The 16,933-nt window shown below is 69.1% G+C and carries 18 protein-coding genes; all 18 read left to right on the forward strand.

All coding sequences use genetic code 11. The features are described from left to right. Positions 1–693 (forward strand): transcription termination factor Rho (rho, locus tag VIU94_RS23340; RefSeq protein ID WP_331913819.1); only part of this gene is annotated, 693 nt, incomplete at its 5' end. A 220-nt stretch (positions 694–913) separates the two neighbouring features. Then, positions 914–2,686, forward strand: coding sequence for a trypsin-like serine protease (locus VIU94_RS23345; protein WP_331913820.1), 1,773 nt, complete (start codon positions 914–916; stop codon positions 2,684–2,686). Between the two features lie 234 nt (positions 2,687–2,920). Next, on the forward strand, positions 2,921–4,012 hold the full coding sequence (locus VIU94_RS23350; protein WP_331913821.1) for an LCP family protein: 1,092 nt from the start codon (positions 2,921–2,923) through the stop codon (positions 4,010–4,012). 152 nt (positions 4,013–4,164) lie between these two features. After that, positions 4,165–4,383 (forward strand): 50S ribosomal protein L31, encoded by a 219-nt coding sequence (gene rpmE / locus VIU94_RS23355; protein WP_331913822.1) that lies wholly within the window; start codon positions 4,165–4,167, stop codon positions 4,381–4,383. A gap of 98 nt (positions 4,384–4,481) precedes the next feature. Further along, complete coding sequence (prfA, locus tag VIU94_RS23360) at positions 4,482–5,558, forward strand: peptide chain release factor 1 (RefSeq protein WP_331913823.1); 1,077 nt, start codon at positions 4,482–4,484, stop codon at positions 5,556–5,558. 35 nt (positions 5,559–5,593) lie between these two features. Next, the gene (gene prmC / locus VIU94_RS23365) at positions 5,594–6,475 is read left to right on the forward strand and encodes a peptide chain release factor N(5)-glutamine methyltransferase (RefSeq protein WP_331913824.1); all 882 of its coding nucleotides are present in this window, start codon (positions 5,594–5,596) and stop codon (positions 6,473–6,475) included. Positions 6,476–6,506: 31 nt separating this feature from the next. After that, positions 6,507–7,154 (forward strand): L-threonylcarbamoyladenylate synthase, encoded by a 648-nt coding sequence (locus tag VIU94_RS23370; RefSeq protein WP_331913825.1) that lies wholly within the window; start codon positions 6,507–6,509, stop codon positions 7,152–7,154. Further along, positions 7,151–7,795, forward strand: coding sequence for an arsenate reductase/protein-tyrosine-phosphatase family protein (locus tag VIU94_RS23375; protein WP_331913826.1), 645 nt, complete (start codon positions 7,151–7,153; stop codon positions 7,793–7,795). The genes VIU94_RS23370 and VIU94_RS23375 overlap by 4 nt, the downstream gene beginning before the upstream one ends. A gap of 125 nt (positions 7,796–7,920) precedes the next feature. Then, a complete protein-coding gene (gene glyA, locus VIU94_RS23380; RefSeq protein ID WP_331913827.1) occupies positions 7,921–9,216 on the forward strand; it encodes a serine hydroxymethyltransferase in 1,296 nt (431 codons plus the stop codon). A 128-nt stretch (positions 9,217–9,344) separates the two neighbouring features. Then, positions 9,345–10,691, forward strand: coding sequence for an MraY family glycosyltransferase (locus VIU94_RS23385; RefSeq protein WP_331913828.1), 1,347 nt, complete (start codon positions 9,345–9,347; stop codon positions 10,689–10,691). 262 nt (positions 10,692–10,953) lie between these two features. After that, on the forward strand, positions 10,954–11,367 hold the full coding sequence (locus VIU94_RS23390; RefSeq protein ID WP_331913829.1) for a Cg1360 family ATP-synthase-associated protein: 414 nt from the start codon (positions 10,954–10,956) through the stop codon (positions 11,365–11,367). Between the two features lie 225 nt (positions 11,368–11,592). Then, positions 11,593–12,402, forward strand: coding sequence for a F0F1 ATP synthase subunit A (atpB, locus tag VIU94_RS23395; protein ID WP_331913830.1), 810 nt, complete (start codon positions 11,593–11,595; stop codon positions 12,400–12,402). 91 nt (positions 12,403–12,493) lie between these two features. Next, entirely contained in the window at positions 12,494–12,757 is a 264-nt protein-coding gene (atpE, locus tag VIU94_RS23400) for an ATP synthase F0 subunit C (protein ID WP_331913831.1), read from the forward strand. Between the two features lie 42 nt (positions 12,758–12,799). Then, entirely contained in the window at positions 12,800–13,345 is a 546-nt protein-coding gene (locus VIU94_RS23405) for a F0F1 ATP synthase subunit B (protein ID WP_331913832.1), read from the forward strand. After that, positions 13,342–14,157, forward strand: a complete 816-nt coding sequence (locus VIU94_RS23410; RefSeq protein ID WP_331913833.1) for a F0F1 ATP synthase subunit delta — start codon at positions 13,342–13,344, stop codon at positions 14,155–14,157. Before VIU94_RS23405 ends, VIU94_RS23410 begins: the two co-directional genes overlap by 4 nt. A gap of 130 nt (positions 14,158–14,287) precedes the next feature. Then, a complete protein-coding gene (gene atpA / locus VIU94_RS23415; RefSeq protein ID WP_331913834.1) occupies positions 14,288–15,883 on the forward strand; it encodes a F0F1 ATP synthase subunit alpha in 1,596 nt (531 codons plus the stop codon). A gap of 20 nt (positions 15,884–15,903) precedes the next feature. Then, entirely contained in the window at positions 15,904–16,821 is a 918-nt protein-coding gene (locus VIU94_RS23420) for a F0F1 ATP synthase subunit gamma (protein ID WP_331913835.1), read from the forward strand. Next, positions 16,821–16,933: hypothetical protein (locus VIU94_RS23425; RefSeq protein WP_331913836.1), on the forward strand; the 113-nt coding region annotated here is incomplete at its 3' end. The genes VIU94_RS23420 and VIU94_RS23425, both read left to right, overlap by 1 nt.

Raw genomic sequence — 16,933 nt, forward strand, 5'->3', positions numbered from 1 at the left:
CACAACAACCCCGAGTGCCACCTGATGGTCGTCCTGGTCGACGAGCGTCCGGAAGAGGTCACCGACATGCAGCGGTCGGTCAAGGGCGAGGTCATCTCCTCGACCTTCGACCGTCCGGCCGAGGACCACACCACGGTCGCCGAGCTGGCCATCGAGCGCGCCAAGCGTCTCGTGGAGCTGGGTCACGACGTGGTCGTCCTGCTCGACTCGATCACCCGTCTGGGCCGCGCGTACAACCTCGCGGCGCCCGCCTCCGGCCGCATCCTGTCCGGTGGTGTCGACTCGACCGCGCTCTACCCGCCGAAGCGCTTCTTCGGCGCCGCGCGCAACATCGAGGACGGCGGCTCGCTGACCATCCTGGCCACCGCGCTGGTCGACACCGGCTCGCGCATGGACGAGGTGATCTTCGAGGAGTTCAAGGGCACCGGCAACATGGAGCTCAAGCTCGACCGGAAGCTCGCCGACAAGCGCATCTTCCCGGCCGTCGACGTCGACGCCTCGGGTACGCGTAAGGAAGAGATCCTGCTCGGCGCCGACGAGCTCGCGGTCACCTGGAAGCTGCGTCGCGTGCTGCACGCGCTCGACCAGCAGCAGGCGATCGAGCTGCTGCTCGACAAGATGAAGCAGACGAAGTCGAACGGCGAGTTCCTGCTGCAGATCCAGAAGACGACTCCTGGATCCAGCAACGACTGACGTCGTCCGACACTGCCTCAGCAGGCCTGAGAGGCACCCCGAACCGCCCCCGTCACTCTCATGACGGGGGCGGTTCGGCATTGTACGATCAGCGGGTCGCACGTGGGGGGGAACACATTTCTGAATGTGCCCATGAGGCCTTACGCAGTCATGCCCTGGATCAGGTGGGGGCTCGATCCTTCTCTCCTTACGCATGCGACGTCATCGATAGGAGAACTGCGTGACTTCTGCTCACCGGAGGGTCCGTCTGACCCTTCCCGCGGCCGCCGCCGCACTCGCGCTGGGGGGCGCGGTCCTGACCGCCGTACCGGCGCAGGCCGACGAGGCGCCGCAGCACAAGGCGGGCGTGGAACTGCCCACCACGGACTCGCCGGCCCAGCTCCAGTCCCGGGTCGACGGCGCGAAGGCCGTCCTCGAGGCGAAGGCGAAGAAGGAAGGCGCCGCGGGCGCCGACACTCAATCGCCGACGGCGGACGCACCGGCGGCCTCGGGCTCCGCCACCGTCGACCCCAAGATCATCGGGGGCGTCGACGCCGCCATCACGGAAGCCCCGTGGATGGTGCAGCTGTACTACTTCGACGACCGCGGCAACACCGACCCGGTCGACGACATCGGCTTCTTCTGCGGCGGCACGCTGGTCGGGCCCGCCAAGGTGCTCACCGCCGCGCACTGCGTGGACGGCGTCGACTGGACCAGGTTCGGCACGGTCATCGGCGGCACCGCGAAGCTCTTCACCTCCGGCGAGGGCACCACGGTCGGCGTCAGCCGCCAGTGGCGGAACCCGGGCTACAACGGCACCACCCTCAAGGGCGACGTCGCGGTGCTCACCCTCTCCGAGACCCTGCCCTACAAGCCGCTGCTGCCCGCGCAGTACGGTGCCACGTACACCTCCGGCACGCCCGGCACGGTGTACGGCTGGGGCCGCACGACCTCGCTGAACGAGGACGTCTCCCAGACGCTCAAGAAGGCGTCCATCCCGATCAACTCGGACGCCACCTGCACCAACGTGTACGGCTCCGAGTTCGTCCCGGGCGCGATGCTCTGTGCCGGCAAGGCGGCGACCGGCCAGGACGCCGGCACCGTCTCGCCGTGCAACGGCGACTCGGGCGGCCCGCTCGTGGTCAACGGCCGGATCGCCGGCGTGGTGTCGTGGGGCGTGGAGGACTGCGTCGCCACCGGCGCGCGCAGCGTCTTCGCGAAGACGGCGACCTATGCCGGTCCGATCAACCACCGGATCGACGACGCCAACATCGACTTCGACGACAAGGCGGACCTGTTCGCCCGTGACTCGGCGGGCGAGGGCTGGGCGTACTACTCCACGGGCACGTCGCTCACCGCTCGTGAGTCCATGGGCGGCTGGGGGGACGCGAACCTCGTCCGCCAGGCGGACCTGGACCGGGACGACTACCAGGACTTCCTGTACCGGAAGGCCAACGGCGAGCTCTGGGTGTTCGGCCGCGACGCGACGCAGGGCACGTACGCCGACCGCCGCGTCGGCACCGGCTGGGGCGGCTTCCGCAACCTCGCCGTTGCCGGCGACCTCACGGCCGACGGCAACCCGGACCTGACCGCCAGCGACTCGGCCGGCGCTCTCTACATGTGGCCCGGCCGCGGCAACGGCACCTTCGGGACCAAGGTCAGGATCGGCACCGGCTGGGGCGGCTACCAGGTCTACGGCAAGGGTGACTTCACCGGCGACGGCCGCCCCGACCTGCTGGCCCGCGACAGCGCGGCCCGGCTGTGGGTCTACAAGGGCACCGGCAACCCGAGCTGGCCGTTCTCGGCCCGCGTCCAGGTCGGCAGCGGCTGGAACTTCACCGCGTACGTCACCACCGGCGACATCTCGGGCGACGGCCATGCCGACTTCATCGTCCGCGACAAGGACGGCTACATGTGGGCGTACAAGAGCACCGGCTCGGCGACCACCCCGTTCGTGACCTCCAACCGGATCAAGGTCGGCAGCGGCTGGAAGTCGTACAACCTCTTCGGCTAGATCGCGGAGAGCTTGGTCACAAGCGGAAGATCGCGACCGTGAGGCCCTGAAGCCCCCTGTGACCTGCGGAAAGAACACTGTGCCCACCGTGCCTCGCACGGTGGGCACAGTGCGTTCCGCATCGTCGCTCACCGAAACCTCACAGGGACTCATGCAACCCTTTCGGGTGGTTCGCCGTCACAGAAGGTGACGCGCAACGCTCCCGTCCGTCCCGAGGAAGTTCCGAGGAAGAAGATGACCGAGCAGAGCAACACCGGCCGAATAGGCGGCTCAGGTCGCCGCCGCAAGGAGCCCGCCAAGGGCCGCCGCGCGGTGACCGTCGTCGCCTGGGGCGCGGCCGCGCTCGTCGTGCTCGGCGGCTCCGGACTCGGCTACGTCTACTTCAAGCTCAACGGCAACCTTCAGGGCGTCGACATCAACGCCCAGCTCGGCAAGAACCGCCCGGCGAACGTCGACAACGGCTCGATGGACATCCTCGTCCTCGGGTCCGACTCCCGTTCCGGCGCCAACGGCGCGTACGGCCGGGACGAGGGCGCGGCCCGCTCCGACACCGCGATGGTCGTCCACGTCTACGAGGGCCACAAGAAGGCCTCCGTGGTCTCGGTCCCGCGCGACACCCTCGTCGAGCGCCCTGCCTGCACCGACGCCGACGGCAAGCGCGTGCCCGGCGAGGACCGGGCGATGTTCAACACCGCGTACGAGGTCGGCGGCCCGGCCTGCGCGGTGAAGACGGTCGAGTCGATGTCCGGGATCCGCATGGACCACTACATCGAGGTCGACTTCACCGGCTTCAAGAAGCTCATCGACGAGCTCGACGGCGTGGAGATCACCACGACCAAGGCGATCGAGGACTCCAAGAGCCACCTCGACCTCGAGCCCGGGACGCACACCCTCGACGGAGAGCAGTCGCTCGGCCTGGTCCGCACCCGCAAGAGCGTCGGCGACGGCAGCGACCTCGGCCGGATCCAGCTCCAGCAGGCCTTCATCAAGGCCTTCATCGACCGGGTCAAGGACGTCGGCGTCTTCACCGACCCGAAGAAGCTCGTCGACCTCGCCGACACCGCCACCAAGGCGATCACCCCGGACTCCGAGCTGGACTCGGTCAACGAGCTCATGGGCTTCGCCAAGGGGCTCGGCAAGCTCGGCCCCCAGGACGTCCAGATGATCACGCTCCCGGTCGCGTACGACACCGCCGACCCGAACCGCGTCGTCCCGCTGGAGGCCGCAGGCCGGCAGGTCTGGACGGCGCTGAAGGCCGATCTGCCGATCCCCGCCTCCGCCACGAAGGACGCCGCCAAGGGGCAGGCCGAGGGCGTCGTGAAGTAGTTCGCGAAGGAGCCGGACCGCGTGGAATAGATTCGGCCACCCCCCGGTTTTGGGAGATGCGGCCAGTCCTGGCAGACTGGTACGTCGGCCCCGGTTCACGTACGTGCATCCCGCGCTTGCGACCCGGAGCCCTCCCGAAACTAGGAGACACCTTGAAGCGCGACATCCACCCCCAGTACGTCGAGACCCAGGTCAGCTGCACCTGCGGCGCGTCGTTCACCACCCGTAGCACCCTCACCGACGGCACCATCCGTGCCGAGGTCTGCTCCGAGTGCCACCCGTTCTACACGGGCAAGCAGAAGATCCTCGACACCGGTGGCCGCGTGGCCCGCTTCGAGGCCCGCTTCGGCAAGGCTGCCGGCTCCAAGTAGCGAGCCACTGCGCCGGTCTTCGGCTGCCCCGGCGTGGGGCGGCCGGGACCGGCGCTTTGCCGTCCCCGTAGCAACTCACGAAAACCCAGGAGCCCCCGATGTTCGAGGCGGTCGAGGAACTGGTCGGCGAGCACGCCGATCTTGAGAAGAAGCTCGCCGACCCGTCGGTTCACGCCGATCAGGCCAACGCGCGCAAGCTGAACAAGCGCTACGCCGAGCTGACCCCGATCGTCGGCACGTTCCGCTCCTGGAAGCAGACCGGTGACGACATCGAGACCGCCCGCGAGCTGGCGCACGACGACCCCGACTTCGCCGCCGAGGTCAAGGAGCTGGAGAAGCAGCGCGAGGAGCTGACCGACAAGCTGCGGCTGCTCCTGGTCCCGCGCGACCCCAGCGACGACAAGGACGTCATCCTGGAGATCAAGGCCGGCGCGGGCGGCGACGAGTCCGCCCTGTTCGCCGGCGATCTGCTGCGGATGTACCTGCGCTACGCCGAGCGGATCGGCTGGAAGACCGAGATCATCGACTCCACCGAGTCCGAGCTCGGCGGCTACAAGGACGTCCAGGTCGCCGTGAAGACCAAGGGCGGCCAGGGTGCGACCGAGCCCGGCCAGGGCGTCTGGGCCCGGCTGAAGTACGAGGGCGGCGTGCACCGCGTGCAGCGCGTGCCGGCCACCGAGTCGCAGGGCCGCATCCACACCTCCGCCGCCGGTGTCCTGGTGACCCCGGAGGCCGAGGAGATCGAGGTCGAGGTCCACGCCAACGACCTGCGCATCGACGTGTACCGCTCCTCCGGTCCCGGCGGCCAGTCCGTCAACACCACCGACTCCGCGGTCCGCATCACGCACCTGCCGACCGGCATCGTCGCCTCCTGCCAGAACGAGAAGAGCCAGCTCCAGAACAAGGAGCAGGCCATGCGCATCCTGCGCTCCCGGCTGCTCGCCGCCGCGCAGGAGAAGGCCGAGGCCGAGGCCGCCGACGCGCGCCGCAGCCAGGTGCGCACCGTCGATCGCTCCGAGAAGATCCGGACGTACAACTTCCCGGAGAACCGCATCTCGGACCACCGCGTCGGCTTCAAGTCGTACAACTTGGACCAGGTGCTCGACGGAGAGCTGGACGCCGTGATCCAGGCGTGCGTCGACGCCGACTCGGCGGCCAAACTGGCCGCGGCCTGAGCCCCGCCCCGTACCACCCAGCCCGGAGGACCAGCGTGCAGTCACCTTCTGGGGGGCGACCCCCAGGCCCCCGTAGTCTGCTGCTTGCCGAGGTGGCCCAGGCCACCCAGCGGCTGGCCGACGCCGGCGTCCCCTCCCCGCGTTTCGACGCGGAGGAGCTCGCCGCGTTCGTGCACGGCGTCAAGCGCGGGGAGCTGCACACGGTCAAGGACGCCGACTTCGACGCCCGCTACTGGGAGACGATCGCGCGCCGCGAGGCCCGCGAGCCCCTCCAGCACATCACCGGACGGGCGTTCTTCCGCTATCTGGAGCTCCAGGTCGGGCCCGGCGTCTTCGTGCCGCGCCCGGAGACCGAGTCCGTCGTCGGCTGGGCCATAGACGCCGTACGCGCCATGGACGTCGTCGAGCCGCTGATCGTCGACCTGTGCACCGGCTCGGGCGCGATCGCGCTCGCGCTGGCCCAGGAGGTGCCGCGCTCGACGGTGCACGCCGTGGAACTGTCCGAGGACGCGCTGCGGTGGACCCGCAAGAACGTCGAGGGCTCCCGCGTCGCGCTGCACGAGGGCGACGCGCTCGCCGCGCTGCCGGAGCTCGACGGCCAGGTCGACCTGGTCATCTCCAACCCGCCGTACATCCCGCTCACCGAGTGGGAGCATGTCGCGCCCGAGGCCCGCGACCACGACCCGGAGATGGCGCTCTTCTCCGGCGAGGACGGCCTCGACACCATCCGCGGCCTGGAGCGCACCGCGCACCGGCTGCTGCGGCCCGGGGGACTGGTCGTCGTCGAGCACGCCGACACCCAGGGCGGGCAGGTGCCGTGGATCTTCAACGAGGAGGCCGGCTGGGCGGACGCCGCCGACCACCCCGACCTGAACAACCGGCCGCGCTTCGCGACCGCACGCAAGGCGATGCCATGACCAAGCACGTGTACGAAGGGGCCCGCGACTGATGGCACGGCGATACGACTGCAACGAGGCGACCGACCGCGCGACCGGGCTGCGCGAGGCCGCGTCCGCCGTACGCCGGGGCGAGCTGGTCGTGCTGCCGACCGACACCGTGTACGGGATCGGCGCGGACGCCTTCAGCTCGGAGGCGGTCGCCGACCTGCTCGGGGCGAAGGGGCGCGGCCGCAACATGCCCACGCCCGTGCTCATCGGCTCCCCGAACACCCTGCACGGCCTGGTCACGGACTTCTCCGAGCAGGCGTGGGAGCTCGTCGACGCGTTCTGGCCGGGCGCGCTGACGCTGGTCGCGCGGCACCAGCCGTCGCTCCAGTGGGACCTGGGCGACACCCGCGGCACCGTCGCCATCCGGATGCCGCTGCACCCGGTCGCGATCGAGCTGCTCACCGAGGTCGGCCCGATGGCGGTCTCGTCCGCGAACCTGACCGGACACCCGGCGCCGGAGGACTGCGACGCGGCCCAGGAGATGCTCGGCGACGCCGTGTCCGTGTACCTGGACGGCGGCCCGACGCCGGGCATCGTCCCGTCGTCGATCGTCGACGTCACGGGCAAGGTCCCGGTGCTGCTGCGGGCCGGCGCGCTGGACGCGGAGGAGCTGCGCAAGGTAGTGCCCGACCTCGAGGTGGCCAGTTGACTGCCCCTGAGGGGCGTGGCATAGCGGGACCCGAGAGCAGTTCCTTCCGCATCCTCCACGTCAGCACCGGCAACGTCTGCCGCTCGCCGATCACCGAGCGGCTGACCCGCCATGCCCTGAGCTCCCGCCTCGCCGACCCGCGCGGCGGCGGCCTGATCGTGGAGAGCGCGGGCACCTGGGGCCATGAGGGCGCCCCGATGGAGGCCAACGCGGAGCTGGTCCTCGCCGACTTCGGTGCGGACGCCAGCGGCTTCGTGGGCCGCGAGCTCCTCGACGAGCATGTGATCCGCGCGGACCTGGTGCTGACCGCGACCCGGGACCACCGGGCGCAGGTCATCTCGATGGGCCACTCGGCGGGCCTGCGCACCTTCACCCTGAAGGAGTTCACCCGCCTGGTCCGCGCCATAGACCCGGCCACGCTGCCCGACCCCCTGGACGAAGGCATGGTCGAACGCGCCCGAGCCCTGGTCCGCGCCGCCGCCGCTCTACGCGGGTGGCTCCTGGCCCCCACCGCCGAAGCCGACGAGGTCAACGACCCGTACGGGGCGCCGATCACGTTCTTCCGCTCGGTGGGCGAGGAGATCAACCAAGCACTCGACCCGGTCGTGACGGCGCTGACGGGGGTCTCCGCCAAGCGCTGAGGGGGCGCGGGGCAGATGGCTCAGGGTGGGCCACGGACGGCGGAGAAATCTCCGGGAACATCGGGCAAACCCTGCCTTACGTGCCTACATTGGATCTGAAGCCCAGCCCACGCCTGGAGCCACAGATGCCGGTCACCGCTCTCCCCGCAGACGCAGACGCAGACGCAGACGCAGACGTGCGTGTTCCGTCGTACGGTCCGGATCTCGACGTCCTGCGCAGGCAGGACCCGGAGATCGCCGACGTGATGCTCGGGGAGGTCCGTCGGCAGCAGGACTCGCTGCAGCTGATCGCCGCCGAGAACTTCACCTCGCCCGCCGTCCTCGCCGCGCTCGGCTCCCCGCTCGCCAACAAGTACGCCGAGGGCTACCCCGGCGCCCGTCACCACGGCGGCTGCGAGTACGTCGACGCCGCCGAGCGGATCGCCGTCGACCGGGCCACCGCCCTGTTCGGCGCCGAGCACGCCAACGTGCAGCCGCACTCCGGCTCCTCCGCCGTGCTGGCCGCGTACGCCGCGCTGCTGCGCCCCGGGGACACGGTGCTCGCCATGGGGCTGCAGTACGGCGGCCATCTCACCCACGGCTCGCCCGCGAACTTCTCCGGCCGCTGGTTCGACTTCGTGCCCTACGGCGTGGAGCCCGACAGCGGGCTCATCGACTACGAGCAGGTCCGCGCCCTCGCCCGGACCCGCCGCCCCAAGGCGATCGTCTGCGGCTCGATCTCGTACCCCCGGAACATCGACTACGCGCTCTTCCGCGAGATCGCCGACGAGGTCGGGGCGTACCTCATCGCCGACGCCGCCCACCCCATGGGCCTGGTCGCCGGGGGCGCGGCGCCGAGCCCCGTCCCGTACGCGGACGTGGTCTGCGCCACCACGCACAAGGTGCTGCGCGGCCCGCGCGGCGGGCTGATCCTGTGCGGCTCGGAGCTGGCTGAGCGGATCGACCGGGCGGTCTTCCCGTTCACCCAGGGCGGCGCCCAGATGCACACGATCGCCGCCAAGGCCGTCGCCTTCGGGGAGGCGGCAACACCGGCGTTCACCGCGTACGCCCATCAGGTGGTGGAAGACGCCAGGGTGCTCGCCGCCGCGCTCGCCTCGGAGGGCTTCGCGATCACCACCGGCGGCACCGACACCCACCTGATCACCGCCGACCCCGCCCCCCTCGGCCTGGACGGGCCCACCGCACGGCTCCGCCTCGCCGCCGCCGGCCTGGTCCTGGACACCTGCGCCCTGCCGTACGGCGACGGCAGAGGCATCCGGCTCGGCACCGCCGCCGTCACCACCCAGGGCATGGGCCCGGCCGAGATGGCCCGGATCGCGATGTTGTTCACTCTCGCGCTCGACGAAGATCCGGAACGTACGGCTCGGGTACGCGCGGAAGTACGCGAGCTGGCCGGGCGATTTCCCCCGTATGGCCGGTAGTCGGCCGCATTCGGAGCCGTACAGGAAGCGTGTGGGAACCGTTCGGGGGGACCGTATGTCCTCAACCACATGGGCGGCACGGCTAGTGTGTGGGGCTGAGATGGCCAGCGATTCCTGTGGGGCAGCCCGTGCGTGATTACCTGCTGACGCTCTGTGTCACGGCCGCGGTGACCTATCTGCTGACCGGTCCGGTGCGGAAGTTCGCCATTGCGACCGGGGCGATGCCGGAGATCCGCGCACGCGACGTACACCGAGAACCGACACCGCGGCTCGGTGGCATCGCCATGTTCTTCGGCCTGTGCGCCGGCCTGCTGGTGGCCAGCCATCTGTCGAACCTGAGCAGCGTCTTCGAGCTCTCCAACGAGCCCCGCGCGCTGCTCTCCGGCGCCGCCCTGATCTGGCTGATCGGCGTGCTCGACGACAAGTTCGAGCTGGACGCCCTGATCAAGCTGGGCGCGCAGATGATCTCCGCCGGCGTGATGGTGATGCAGGGTCTGACGATCCTGTGGCTGCCCATCCCCGGCATCGGCACCGTCGCCCTCACCCAGTGGCAGGGCACCCTGCTCACCGTGGCCCTGGTCGTCCTGACCATCAACGCGGTGAACTTCGTGGACGGCCTGGACGGCCTCGCCGCCGGCATGGTCTGCATCGCCGCCGCCGCGTTCTTCCTGTACGCCTACCGGATCTGGTACGGCTACACGATCGAGGCCGCCGCCCCCGCGACGCTGTTCGCCGCCATCCTCATGGGCATGTGCCTGGGCTTCCTGCCGCACAACATGCACCCGGCGCGGATCTTCATGGGCGACTCCGGCTCGATGCTGATCGGCCTGATCCTGGCCGCCTCGGCCATCTCGATCACCGGCCAGGTCGACCCGGACGCGCTGAAGATCTTCGAGGGCTCGACCCGGCAGGCCACCCACGCCGCGCTGCCCGTCTTCATCCCGCTGGTGCTGCCGCTGACGATCATCGCGATCCCGATGGCGGACCTGGTCCTGGCGATCGTCCGCCGCACCTGGAACGGCCAGTCGCCGTTCGCCGCCGACCGCGGCCACCTGCACCACCGGCTCCTGGAGATCGGGCACTCGCACAGCCGGGCCGTCCTGATCATGTACTTCTGGTCCGCGCTGATCGCCTTCGGGACGCTCGCGTACTCGGTGCACTCGGCGTCCATGTGGATCGTCATGGTGATCGTCGCGCTCAGCGCCATCGGTCTGGTGCTGCTCCTGCTGCCGCGGTTCACGCCGCGGGCGCCGCGCTGGGCGGAGTCGTTCGTGCCGCCGCGCTACCGCCGGCGCAGCCGTACGGAGGAGGCCGTTCCGGCCGTCGCCGGGCTCGCCGTCGAGGCGGCGGAGACGGACGAGGCGGAGGAGGCTCCGGGGGAGCGCGTCCCCGTTCCGGCCGGAGTCAATGGGGCGACCGCCATCGGCCACCGTTCGCGCTTCACGGATCGGCGTAAGGCCGGAACGCCGAGTTGACGAAAGCCGCGAAAGCGGCCATTACCAGACGAAGTGCCCCGCTGTCGTGCACACACGCGCGGGGTACTTCTCATGTGTGACAGTCCGCACACCCAATGGGTAAAGACCTCATCAAATAGTTTGTGATACCGTTCACGAGACCCGGCGACAGTGCCGAAGGACCGTAGTGCGACGGTCCGTTGGCCCCGAGACCCACCTCGGACCGGGCATACGCTCGTCCCTGACGACACCATCGCCCCCACCACCAAGCGGAGACACCGCCATGCCGTCCAACGACGCACGCATCCTCCTGTCGGCCGCCATTCCGGCTGCGGCCACCGGCGCCATCGCCGCTGTCATCAGCGGAGTGGTCGCCGGCGGCAAGGGTGCGATCGGCGCCGTTCTCGGAGCCGTGGTCGTCATCGTCTTCATGGGGATCGGACTCCTGGTGCTCCAGCGGACGGCCAAGTCGCTTCCGCACTTGTTCCAAGCGATGGGGCTGCTCCTCTACACGGCCCAGCTGCTGCTGCTGTTCGTGTTGATGGCGCTGCTCAAGAACACCACGTGGTTCGACTTCAAGGCCTTCGCCTTCACCCTGCTCGCGGCGACCATCGTGTGGATCACCGCGCAGGCTCGTGCCTACATGAAGGCCAAGATCCTCTACGTCGACCCCAAGAACTCGGGGTCGTCGACGTGAGGAGTAGGGCCGGGATAAAGCGCTGTTCGGCTTCCTGCTATCGTCCGGTGCCAACTGCGGCACTGCGGGCGCGGGCATCCGAGCTGACGCCTGTCCCAGCGCGAGGCTCGACGCCGAACCGCCGCCCCCTTATCCGTAAGACCAGTCCAGTGCCGACCCGCGGCTGCGTGCCGCGCCGACACAACGAGGTTGCCGTACCTATGCGCCACGCTGAAGGAGCCCGCGGTGAGTGCTGACCAGACGCTTGCCTTCGACCCGGATTGCCACATCTTCAGTGGATGTGGCTTCCCGGCGCCGGGCCTGCACACGTTCATGTACGAGCCCCTTGGCACGGTGGCCGGCATCGAGATCACCAAGCCGATGCTGCTCGCCGTCCTCGGCTCCATCGTGGTCGTCGGGTTCTTCTGGGCCGCGTTCAGCAAGCCCAAGCTCGTCCCCGGCAAGATGCAGATGGTCGGCGAGGCCGGCTACGACTTCGTGCGCCGCGGCATCGTCTACGACATCATCGGCAAGAAGGACGGCGAGAAGTACGTCCCCTTCATGGTGTCGCTGTTCTTCTTCGTGTGGATCATGAACCTCTGGTCCATCATCCCGATCGCCCAGTTCCCGGTCACCTCGCTGATCGCCTTCCCGGCCGGTCTCGCGCTGATCGTGTACGTGCTCTGGGTCACGCTGACCTTCAAGAAGCACGGCTTCGTCGGCGGCTGGAAGAACATCACGGGCTACGACAAGTCGCTCGGCCCGATCCTGCCGCTGATCGTGGTGCTCGAGTTCCTCTCGAACCTGCTGATCCGGCCCTTCACGCACGCGGTCCGACTGTTCGCGAACATGTTCGCCGGTCACCTGCTCATCGTGATGTTCTCGCTGGCCACCTGGTACCTCATGAACGGCCTCGGCTTCGTCTACGCCGGCGCCTCGTTCGTGATGGTCATCATCATGACCGCCTTCGAGCTCTTCATCCAGGCTGTTCAGGCGTACGTCTTCGTCCTCCTGTCCTGCAGCTACATCCAGGGCGCGCTCGCCGAGCACCACTGAGCCGGCCCCGGCCCAGCAGCTCCACCCCGAAACCAGCAGTCGTCCGGTGGCCAACCCCCACCGGGTCATTGAAAGAGAAGGAAGTAACGGCATGTCCGCTGCTCTCGAGATGGTCAACCTCGCCGCCGAAGGCTCCGCCAAGACGAACGTCGTCGGCAACGTCGCCTCCATCGGCTACGGCCTCGCCGCGATCGGCCCCGGCGTCGGCGTCGGCATCATCTTCGGTAACGGCACCCAGGCGCTGGCCCGTCAGCCCGAGGCTGCCGGCCTGATCCGCACCAACCAGATCATGGGCTTCGCCTTCTGTGAGGCGCTCGCCCTCATCGGCATCGTCATGGGCTTCGTCTACCAGTAAGCCCGGACCGACAGCCCGAACCTTTTTACGGAAGGCACTGATGTGAACGCTCTGCTTCTTGCGCAGGCGGAGGAGCCCCAGCCTCCTCTGATTCCGCATCTTGACGAGCTCGTCATCGGCCTGATCGCCTTCGTCATCGTCTTCGGCTTCCTCGCCAAGAAGCTCCTCCCGAACATCAACAAGGTTCTGGACGAGCGTCGCGAGGCCATCGAGGGCGGCATCGAGAAGGCCGAGTCGGCCCAGATCGAGGCCCAGAGCGTGCTGGAGCAGTACAAGGCCCAGCTCGCCGAGGCCCGCCACGAGGCCGCGCGTCTTCGCCAGGAGGCGACGGAGCAGGGCACCGCTCTCATCCTCGAGATGAAGGCGGAAGGCCAGCGGCAGCGCGAGGAGATCATCGCGGCCGGTCACACGCAGATCGAGGCCGACCGCAAGGCCGCGTCCTCGGCGCTGCGTCAGGACGTGGGCAAGCTCGCCACCGACCTGGCCGGCAAGCTGGTCGGCGAGGCCCTCGAGGACCACGCCCGTCAGAGCCGCACGATCGACCGGTTCCTCGACGAGCTCGAGGAGAAGGCCGAGGCCGTCCGATGAACGGAGCGAGCCGTGAAGCACTGGCAGCCGCACGCGAGGCCCTCGACGCACTGACGGACAACACGTCCGTGGACGCGAAGAAGCTCGCGGACGAGCTGGCCGCAGTCACCGCGCTGCTCAACCGTGAGGTGTCGCTGCGTCGGGTCCTGACCGACCCGGCCCAGCCGGGCGAGGCCAAGGCCGAGCTCGCGCAGCGACTGCTCAGCGGTCAGGTGGGCGGGGAGACCGTCGACCTGGTGTCCGGCATGGTTCGGTCCCGCTGGTCCCGGTCGCGCGACCTGGTCGACGCGGCCGAGGAGCTGGCGAACATCGCCGACCTCACCGCGGCGCAGAAGGCCGGCGCGCTGGACGACGTCGAGGACGAGCTGTTCCGGTTCGGCCGGATCGTCTCCTCCAGCAACGAGCTCCGCTCCGCGCTGACGGACAAGGCGGCCACCGCCACCGCCAAGAGCGAGCTGCTGAGCAGCCTGCTCGGCGGCAAGGCCAACCCCGCCACCGAGCGACTGGTCGTCCGACTCGTGACGCAGCCGCGTGGACGTAGCCTGGAACAGGGAATCGACTCCCTGTCCAAGCTCGCTGCGGCGCGCCGGGACCGGATGGTCGCGGTCGTCACCTCGGCGGTCCCGCTGTCGGACCAGCAGAAGCAGCGCCTCGGCGCCGTACTGGCGAAGCTGTACGGCCGCCAGATGCATCTGAACCTGGACGTGGACCCGGAGGTCCTCGGCGGGATCTCGGTGCGGGTCGGCGACGAGGTCATCGACGGCACCATCGCGGACCGCCTCGCCGAGGCGACCCGCCGACTGGCCGGCTGACCTCAGCCACCAAGTCAACAAGCATGATCAGCGGCCCGGTTGGGCCGTGCACATTGCAGAAGATTCCTGGGGGTCGGCCCCCAGACCCCCAAGAAAACTTCGGGCCCAACAAGGAGAGCAGGGAACCCAGATGGCGGAGCTCACGATCCGGCCGGAGGAGATCCGGGACGCGCTGGAGAACTTCGTCCAGTCGTACCAGCCGGACGCGGCCTCGCGCGAGGAGGTCGGCACGGTCAGCCTGGCCGGCGACGGCATCGCGAAGGTCGAGGGTCTTCCCTCGGCCATGGCGAACGAGCTGCTGAAGTTCGAGGACGGCACCCTCGGTCTCGCCCTCAACCTCGAGGAGCGCGAGATCGGTGCGATCGTCCTCGGCGAGTTCAGCGGCATCGAGGAGGGGCAGTCGGTGCAGCGCACCGGCGAGGTCCTCTCCGTCGGTGTCGGTGAGGGTTACCTGGGTCGCGTCGTCGACCCGCTCGGCAACCCGATCGACGGTCTCGGCGAGATCGCGACCGAGGGCCGCCGCGCCCTCGAGCTGCAGGCCCCGGGCGTTATGGCCCGTAAGTCGGTGCACGAGCCGATGGAGACCGGCTACAAGGCCGTCGACGCCATGACGCCGGTCGGCCGTGGTCAGCGTCAGCTGATCATCGGCGACCGTCAGACCGGCAAGACCGCGCTGTGCGTCGACACGATCATCAACCAGCGCGACAACTGGCGCTCGGGCGACGTGAACAAGCAGGTCCGCTGCATCTACGTCGCCGTCGGCCAGAAGGGCTCCACCATCGCGTCCGTGCGCGGCGCCCTGGAGGAGGCCGGTGCGCTCGAGTACACGACGATCGTCGCCGCCCCGGCGTCCGACCCGGCCGGCTTCAAGTACCTGGCGCCGTACACCGGCTCCGCCATCGGTCAGCACTGGATGTACCAGGGCAAGCACGTCCTGATCGTCTTCGACGACCTGTCGAAGCAGGCCGACGCCTACCGCGCCGTGTCGCTGCTGCTGCGCCGCCCGCCGGGCCGTGAGGCCTACCCGGGTGACGTCTTCTACCTGCACTCCCGTCTGCTCGAGCGCTGCGCCAAGCTCTCGGACGAGCTGGGCGCCGGCTCGATGACCGGTCTGCCGATCGTCGAGACGAAGGCCAACGACGTCTCGGCGTTCATCCCGACCAACGTCATCTCCATCACCGACGGCCAGTGCTTCCTGGAGTCCGACCTGTTCAACGCCGGCCAGCGCCCGGCCCTGAACGTCGGTATCTCGGTCTCCCGTGTCGGTGGCTCCGCCCAGCACAAGGCGATGAAGCAGATCTCCGGTCGCCTCCGCGTGGACCTGGCCCAGTTCCGTGAGCTGGAGGCCTTCGCCGCCTTCGGTTCCGACCTGGACGCCGCCTCGAAGGCGCAGCTGGAGCGCGGTCAGCGGATGGTCGAGCTGCTCAAGCAGCCTCAGTACCAGCCGATGCCCACCGAGAACCAGGTCGTCTCCGTCTGGGCCGGCACCACCGGCAAGATGGACGACGTCCCGGTCGGCGACATCCGCCGCTTCGAGGCCGAGCTGCTGGCGTACCTCCGCCAGAACCACTCGGGTCTCATGACCTCCATCCGTGAGGGCGGCAAGATGTCGGACGACACGCTGCAGTCCGTCGGTGACGCCATCGCGGAGTTCAAGAAGCAGTTCGAGACGTCTGACGGCAAGCTGCTCGGCGAGGACGCTGCCGCCGTCAACGTCTCGAAGTGACGACGGAAGGGACCTGACTCATGGGAGCGCAGCTCCGGGTCTACAAGCGTCGCATCAAATCCGTCACCGCGACGAAGAAGATCACCAAGGCGATGGAGATGATCGCCGCCTCGCGTGTCGTCAAGGCGCAGCGCAAGGTGCAGGCGTCGACTCCGTACGCGACCGAGCTCACTCGCGCGGTCACGGCGGTGGCCACGGGTGCCAGTGACAAGCACCCGCTGACCACCGAGGCGGAGAACCCGACCCGCGCCGCAGTCCTGCTCCTCGCGAGCGACCGCGGTCTGGCCGGTGCCTTCAACTCCAACGCCATCAAGGCGGCGGAGAAGCTCACGAAGCAGCTGGAGAGCGAGGGACGCGAGGTCGACATCTATGTCGTCGGCCGCCGCGGCATCGCGCACTACAACTTCCGTGAGCGCAAGCTGGCCGACTCGTGGACCGGTTTCACGGACCAGCCGGAGTACGGGGACGCCAAGAAGGTCGCGGCTCCGCTGATCGAAGCGATCGAGAAGGACTCGGCCGAGGGCGGCGTGGACGAACTCCACATCGTCTACACCGAGTTCGTCTCGATGATGACGCAGACGGCGGTCGAGGCCCGGCTGCTGCCCCTCAGCCTCGACGAGGTGGCGAAGGAGGCGGGCGACGCTGAGACGCTGCGTCCGCTGTACGACTTCGAGCCGTCGGCGGAGGACGTCCTCGACGCCCTTCTGCCGCGCTACGTCGAGAGCCGGATCTACAACGCGCTGCTCCAGTCGGCTGCCTCCAAGCACGCCGCCACGCGCCGCGCGATGAAGTCGGCGACCGACAACGCGGGAGAGCTGATCACCAACCTCTCCCGACTTGCCAACGCGGCCCGACAGGCCGAAATCACCCAGGAAATCAGCGAGATCGTCGGTGGCACCGCAGCCCTGGCCGACGCGACCGCGGGGAGTGACAAGTAATGACGACCACTGTTGAGACGGCCGCCGCCACGGGCCGCGTCGCCCGGGTCATCGGCCCGGTCGTCGACGTGGAGTTCCCCGTCGACGCGATGCCGGAGATCTACAACGCGCT

The organism is Streptomyces sp. (genome assembly GCF_036566765.1).
Classification (GTDB): domain Bacteria; phylum Actinomycetota; class Actinomycetes; order Streptomycetales; family Streptomycetaceae; genus Streptomyces.

What these genes read in the sequence shown, in the direction of transcription:
- atpE (WP_331913831.1), top strand. Translation starts at nt 12,494, where the DNA reads ATGTCCGCTGCTCTCGAGATGGTCAACCTCGCCGCCGAAGGCTCCGCC.
- VIU94_RS23390 (WP_331913829.1), top strand. Translation starts at nt 10,954, where the DNA reads ATGCCGTCCAACGACGCACGCATCCTCCTGTCGGCCGCCATTCCGGCT.
- VIU94_RS23370 (WP_331913825.1), top strand. Translation starts at nt 6,507, where the DNA reads ATGGCACGGCGATACGACTGCAACGAGGCGACCGACCGCGCGACCGGG.
- VIU94_RS23350 (WP_331913821.1), top strand. Translation starts at nt 2,921, where the DNA reads ATGACCGAGCAGAGCAACACCGGCCGAATAGGCGGCTCAGGTCGCCGC.
- atpA (WP_331913834.1), top strand. Translation starts at nt 14,288, where the DNA reads ATGGCGGAGCTCACGATCCGGCCGGAGGAGATCCGGGACGCGCTGGAG.
- prfA (WP_331913823.1), top strand. Translation starts at nt 4,482, where the DNA reads ATGTTCGAGGCGGTCGAGGAACTGGTCGGCGAGCACGCCGATCTTGAG.
- glyA (WP_331913827.1), top strand. Translation starts at nt 7,921, where the DNA reads ATGCCGGTCACCGCTCTCCCCGCAGACGCAGACGCAGACGCAGACGCA.
- VIU94_RS23420 (WP_331913835.1), top strand. Translation starts at nt 15,904, where the DNA reads ATGGGAGCGCAGCTCCGGGTCTACAAGCGTCGCATCAAATCCGTCACC.
- VIU94_RS23410 (WP_331913833.1), top strand. Translation starts at nt 13,342, where the DNA reads ATGAACGGAGCGAGCCGTGAAGCACTGGCAGCCGCACGCGAGGCCCTC.